The sequence below is a fragment of the Sandarakinorhabdus sp. genome (assembly GCF_031422795.1).
Lineage (GTDB): Bacteria > Pseudomonadota > Alphaproteobacteria > Sphingomonadales > Sphingomonadaceae > Sandarakinorhabdus.
This window is the reverse complement of the sequence record NZ_JANPML010000258.1, coordinates 1-2,152: the sequence shown is the minus strand read 5'-3', so window position 1 is coordinate 2,152 and position 2,152 is coordinate 1. Positions and strand designations below refer to the sequence as shown.

Below are 2,152 nucleotides of genomic sequence, written 5' to 3'. Positions count from 1 at the left end.
GCGGGCGTTTTCGGAAATCACCGCCAGCGGCGCATCATCGCCCATCGAGCCAACGGCTTCCTTGGCATCCTCCACCATGGGGGCAAGGATCAGTTCCATGTCTTCCAGCGTCTGGCCGGCGGCGACCTGGCGGCGGCGCAGGCCGTCTCGGTCGAACTCTGCCGCCGGTTCCGGCTTGGCGCGGCCCGGCAGATCCTCGAAATTGGTGAAGCCCGCGACCAGCGACGCATAATCCTGCGCGCCGGCCACCTTGGCCTTGATTTCAGCATCGGAGTAAAACTTCGACGGCGCGGCATCCAAATCGACCGCGATCATTTCGCCAGGGCCGAGCGCGCCCTTCTGCACAACGTCGCCTTCCGGCACCACCACCATGCCGGCTTCCGAACCGGTGATCAGCAGGCCATCGCGGGTAAGGCAATACCGCATCGGCCGCAGCGCGTTGCGATCGAGGCCGGCGACCACCCAGCGGCCATCGGTCATCGCCAGCGCCGCCGGGCCATCCCACGGCTCCATCAGCGAGGCGAAAAAGGCATACATGGCGCGCGTGGCGGGATCGAGGCTGGCATCACGCTGCCAGGCCTGCGGGATCAGCATCAGCTTGGCCGTCGGCGCATCGCGGCCCGACCGCACAAAGGCTTCGAACACCGCATCCAGCGCCGCCGTGTCGGATGCGCCGGCCGGGATCAGCGGCTTGATGTCTTCGGAATGTTCACCAAAGGCAGCGGCGGCCATCTTGATCTCGTGGCTTTTCATCCAGTTCGAATTGCCGCGAATGGTGTTGATTTCGCCATTGTGCGCCAGCGTGCGGAACGGCTGCGCCAGCCACCATTGCGGGAAGGTGTTGGTGGAATAACGCTGATGGTAGATGGCAAAACGGCTGACGAAACGTTCGTCGTTGAGATCGGGATAGAAGACGCTCAGCGATTCCGCCAGAAACAGGCCCTTGTAGATCAGTGTGCGGCACGACAGCGAGCAGAAATAGAAACCCTGGATCTGGGCCTCGATCACCTTCTTCTCGATGCGGCGACGGATCAGGTAGAGGTCCTTCTCGAACTGCTCCTTGACCGCTTCATCCAAACCGCCCGGCCCGGCGATCATGATCTGCTCGATCTCCGGCCGGCTCAGCATCGCCTTGTCGCCGATGCAGCTGATATCCACCGGCACCTGCCGCCAGCCATACACCTTGTAGCCAAATCCGATGATTTCGGATTCGACGATGGTGCGGCAGGCTTCCTGCGCCGCCAGATCGGTGCGCGGCAGGAACACCTGGCCCACCGCCAGCAGGCCGCGCGCCGGCTTCTGGCCGTGGCGTTCGACATGTTCGTGGAAGAAATCGACCGGGATTTCGACCAATATGCCCGCGCCGTCCCCCGTCTTGCCATCGGCATCAACCGCGCCGCGGTGCCACACGGCCTTCAGCGCATCGATGGCCGCCGTCACCACCCGGCGTTGCGGCCGGCCATCGGTGGCCGCCACCAAACCAACGCCGCAGGCATCGCCTTCCAGATCGGGGCGATACATGCCGACATCGGCGATGCGGGCGCGTTCTTCGGCAGAAGCGGTAAACGGAGCGGGCAGCTGGGTCATGGCTTGCTTGCCTGTTGCGGGTTGCTGTTGAGCGGGGCGAGGGCGGCGCCAATGCGTTTGGCATTGGCCTGCATGGCGGAGTCGATTTTGGCGCCGATCAACTGGCCATTGGCATTGGCGATGGCGGCGGCAACCGCCGGTTCCTTGCGCAGCAGGGCCTGGCCCAGCGCACTGCGGTAGAAGATCAGCATCGCATCAAGTTCAGCCTTGGTGAACTGGCGGGCATAGGCCTGGGCGGCGGCATTGACGACATTGTTGAGGTTCTGGTTGACGACGCCCTGGGCGATTTCGGCCTGGATCGTGCCGGCCTTGGCCAGCACCGGATCAAATTTTGCCTTGTTGGCTTGATAGGCCGGGATGAAGCCGGGCTGCTGGGCCAGCATGGCGCGGATCACGGCGCCGGTTTTCATCTGCGCGATGCTCTGCGCCATCTGTTGCTGTAATTTGGTTTTCAACCCCAATTGCGCCACCACGGCGGCAGCCGATTGCAGCGTTGCCGGATCGATGGCGGCTGCAGGCGCACGCGCGGGAGCCTTGGCTTGGGCAAACGCCGTACCGGCAAGAC

General features: G+C 64.0%; 2 protein-coding genes. Both read right to left on the bottom strand.

The genetic code is table 11. The features are described 5' to 3' along the window. A partial coding sequence (locus RMO81_RS09315) for a glutamate synthase central domain-containing protein (RefSeq protein ID WP_310475562.1) occupies positions 1-1,587 on the bottom strand: 1,587 nt, incomplete at its 3' end. Continuing rightward, a partial coding sequence (locus RMO81_RS09310; RefSeq protein ID WP_310475561.1) for a DUF2059 domain-containing protein occupies positions 1,584-2,152 on the bottom strand: 569 nt, incomplete at its 5' end. The genes RMO81_RS09315 and RMO81_RS09310, both read right to left, overlap by 4 nt.